This is a genomic window from Gammaproteobacteria bacterium (assembly GCA_029862005.1).
Classification (GTDB): domain Bacteria; phylum Pseudomonadota; class Gammaproteobacteria.
The window spans coordinates 1-4,135 of record JAOTYD010000083.1; the positions used below are offsets into that span (position 1 = coordinate 1).

Annotated in this window: 4 protein-coding genes; 3 read left to right on the plus strand and 1 reads right to left on the minus strand. The window is 55.4% G+C overall.

The features are described from left to right. Window positions 1–670 (plus strand): DUF1501 domain-containing protein (locus OES20_18890; protein ID MDH3636759.1); only part of this gene is annotated, 670 nt, incomplete at its 5' end. A gap of 194 nt (window positions 671–864) precedes the next feature. Here OES20_18890 and OES20_18895 read toward each other — a convergent pair. Continuing rightward, window positions 865–1,518, minus strand: a complete 654-nt coding sequence (locus OES20_18895; GenBank protein MDH3636760.1) for an LON peptidase substrate-binding domain-containing protein — start codon at window positions 1,516–1,518, stop codon at window positions 865–867. A 174-nt stretch (window positions 1,519–1,692) separates the two neighbouring features. On the opposite strand from OES20_18895, the gene ppk2 reads away from it, so the two are divergent. Both ppk2 and ppk1 read left to right on the plus strand, forming a co-directional pair. Beyond that, window positions 1,693–2,499, plus strand: a complete 807-nt coding sequence (ppk2, locus tag OES20_18900) for a polyphosphate kinase 2 (protein MDH3636761.1) — start codon at window positions 1,693–1,695, stop codon at window positions 2,497–2,499. A 22-nt stretch (window positions 2,500–2,521) separates the two neighbouring features. After that, window positions 2,522–4,135: polyphosphate kinase 1 (ppk1, locus tag OES20_18905; GenBank protein MDH3636762.1), on the plus strand; the 1,614-nt coding region annotated here is incomplete at its 3' end.

Here is a 4,135-nt window from a genome sequence, read left to right on the forward strand (position 1 = left end):
CCAGCTCAACGAGCAGCGCCTGCTCAGGCTGCAGCGCGCACTCGCGCAACACGACGCGGCCCGCAATCGCGACGCTTCGTCGCTGCAGGGCTTCGTCAATAATCTAAATGCGACCTCGTCCCCGAATTCCTATGTCAATTCGCGCAGTAACGCGCGCAGCCTTTTCAACCAGGCACAGACTGCATTCGCCGCTTTCGAGGCGGGCGCGGCCGCGACGGCACAGATCGATATAGGTGGGTTCGACACGCATGACGATCATGATGCGAGACACTATCCAAGATTGATGGACTTACTCGCCGCCGTGGACAACATCATCGACGATGCAATGGCGCGTGGTATTGGCAACAATCTTATCATTGTTATGGGGTCGGACTTCGCCCGCACCAATAAATACAACAGTGATAACGGCAAGGACCACTGGTCACATACCAGCATGATGGTGTGGGGTGCGCCCGCGCATTTGACCGGCAACCGTGTCGTCGGTGCAACCGACAACCTGCAGCGATCCATGAAAGTGAATCCGAACACCCTGGCCCTGGACGCTAACGGTGTCGAGATATCTCCGGAATACATGCACCAGGCGTTACGTTCACTCGCCGGGATCGACATGAATCCAGGTGTGTCGGGTGCTTTCCCGTTCGCCGAACAGGTGTTGCCGATATTCACCTAGCCGACGCTTGCACGGGGATGACCTCCTTCCATTGTCATACCGTGGCTTGACCCGATGCATCGGACCGGCAGGATCAAGAATAAGTTGCCGTGTATCCCTGGATCCCGCGGTCAAGCCGCGGGATGACAGTTACGATTCCGGGATGACAAACACTGAAGCGGCCGACCGATAGTGATGGGGATCATGGGTGTCGGTTAGTGCCGGGTGACGGAATCGGGGACTTCAAAACCGCCTTCGATCAGGGCGATGAAGTTGGCCAGGCGTTGTTCGGGCTCGACCGATTCCAGCAGCATCTGCTTTTCGGCTTCATCGAATGGCAATGCCATCGTCAGGCTGTCCACAAGCCTCGCCACGGGTAACTGTTTCAGCATCGTCAGGTCAGCCTCGTAGCCCTTGAGGTCGAAAAAGCTCTCCAGCGTGTTCAGCAGCCGTTCGTGCTCATCCTGCAGCAGTTCTGCATTATCGACATAATCATCGGCGAAGCGCGACCAGTCGGGAACGATGAGCCGGTAACCGAGGGTCGTCGAGAGCTCCTCGCCGACATCGAAACGGCACACCCCGGTCAACACCATCTCGATGCGGCAGTCGCTGGTCTCACGGAACTGGGTGATACGCCCGGCGCAACCGGTCTGGCAGACCGCATTCTCACCCTCCCCGTTTGGGTCCGGCTGTATCATGCCGACCATGCGATGGCTCGCAATTGCATCATTGATCATGTTCAGGTAGCGCGGCTCGAAGATATTCAGCGGCAGCTCGGCGCCGGGCATGAGGATGGCGCCGGGTAATGGGAATATCGGCAGCGTGTTCGGCAGCGATTCAAATGGCGTGATAAACGGATTTTTACTCATTTGTAATCTCCTTAGGTTATTTTTATCGACTCAAATCCACTTCGATAGTTCAAAGTCTATAATCCCAGGTGACGCAGGTCATGAATAACCAAATTCATGTCCCTGTTTTCTAGACACTTTTTACCGTTTGTTATAATGTGAAGTGTTCACATAACCGAATTTGGAGTCATAATAATGTCAAAACAAGCCGCATCTGGCAAAACCAGGAAAATTTCAAACAAGGAATACGATACAGAACTGGCGAATCTGCAGATCGAGCTGGTCAAACTTCAGGAATGGATCAAGGAAAAAGGTTTAAAAGTTGTCTGCATCTTCGAGGGTCGCGATGCAGCCGGCAAGGGGGGCGTCATCAAGCGCATTACCGAGAGTCTCAATCCCCGCATCTGTCGCGTGGTGGCACTCGGCACCCCTACCGAACGCGAAAAGACACAATGGTACTTTCAGCGTTACGTGCCGCACCTGCCGGCGGCCGGCGAAATGGTGCTCTTCGATCGCAGCTGGTATAACCGCGCCGGTGTCGAGCACGTCATGGGATTCTGTACCGAGGACGAGTATCAGGAATTCATGCGCACCTGCCCTGAATTCGAACGCATGCTGGTGCGCTCCGGCATCATCCTGATCAAGTACTGGTTCTCGGTCAGCGATGAAGAGCAGGAAAAGCGTTTCCAGGGTCGCCTGAAGGACCCGACCAAGCGCTGGAAACTGAGCCCGATGGACCTGGAATCGCGCAAACTGTGGATCGAGTACTCGAAGGCCAAGGACCAGATGTTCGCGCACACCGATATCAAGCAGGCGCCGTGGTACGTGGTTAACGCGGATATCAAAAAGCACGCGCGTCTCAACTGCATCAAGCACCTTTTGAGCATGATTCCTTACAAAGATTTAACTCCGGAGCCGATCGCACTCGAACCGCGCGAGAAAGGGACCGGTTACGTGCGTCCGCCGATGGGCGACCAGACTTTCGTGCCGGAACATCATTAACTGACAGGCAATCGATAACACCATGGCCACATCAACCAATGTTAAAAACAACCTGCTGGTCGTAACCGATAACGAAGCAACCAAAGCCGAGGCGCTAACCGAATCCGTTGTGGTGACGGAACCGGTCGAAATTACCGACCTCGACGCACCCGAGCTCTATCTCAACCGCGAGTTGACCTGGCTCGAATTTAACCGCCGGGTGTTGCACGAGGCGCAAGACGAGAGTAATCCGCTGCTGGAACGTCTCAAGTTCGTCGGTATCGTAAGTTCCAATCTCGACGAGTTTTTCATGAAGCGCATCGGCGGCCTCAAGCAACAGGTTGGCGCCGGCATCATGGACTACAGTGTTGACGGCCGCCTGCCCGCGCAACAGATCGAGGAATGCTATGTCAAGGTGCGCGAGCTCGAAGCACTGAAGTCCGAGCTGGTGCCACACTTGATCGACCTGCTGGCCGAGCATGACATCCATATCACCTCTTACGATGCCCTCAGTGGCGAACACCAGGAAAAGATTCGCAGTTACTACTTCGAAAACATTTACCCGCTGGTGACGCCACAGGGCGTCGACTCGGCGCACCCTTTTCCTTTTATTTCAAACCTTTCGCTGAACCTGCTGGTCACGCTGCGCCACAGCGACAGCGACGAAGAGATGCGGGCTCGCGTCAAGGTCCCGGTGGGTCTCGGTATACCACGCTTTCTGCAGGTACCGGATACCCACATCTTCGTACCGCTCGAAAGCGTCATGGCCAAGAACCTAGACGTGCTGTTTCCGAAGATGCTCATCGTCGATTGTGAATTATTCTACGTCACGCGCAACGCCAATACCGCGCGCGATGAAGATCAGGCCGATGACTTGCTGGCGATCATCGAGTCCGAGGTGCGCCACCGGCGCTTTGCCAATATCGTGCGCGTGGTCGTTGAACATGACATGGATTTAACCCGTCGCGGCATGCTCGCCGCGGAACTGGGGCTCGACGAGGCTGACGTGTTTGAAAAGGTAGGACTACTGGCAACGCGTGACCTGCTGAGCCTGTGCGATCTCGAAATACCCGCACTGCGCTACACGCCGCACTATCCGATCGATCATCCCAAGCTGGTGCACATGTCCAGTATTTTTTATGCGATACGCGAACATGGTTCGATCCTGCTGCAGCACCCCTACGAGTCTTTTATAACCTCGGTCGAACGGCTGCTGCGCGAGGCAAGCCGCGATCCCAAGGTGCGCGCGATCAAGATGACCCTGTACCGCACCTCGGGTGACACCAAGGTCATCGACTATCTCGTCGATGCCGCACAAAACGGAAAACAGGTAGCAGTCGTGGTGGAATTGAAGGCACGCTTCGATGAAGCCGCGAATATACGCTGGTCGAGCCGACTGGAGGAAGCCGGCATCCACGTCACCTACGGCGTCATGGATTTGAAAACCCACTGCAAGGTGATCATGGTGGTACGCAACGACTACAGTGGACTGCGCCGTTACGTGCATATCGGCACTGGTAACTATCACGCTGGCAACGCGCGGCTGTATACCGATCTTGGCCTGTTGACCTGTGACCCGGAAATCGGTCGCGACATCACCGAGCTGTTTAATTACCTGACCACCGGATTTACGCCAAGACGCAACTATCGCAAGATC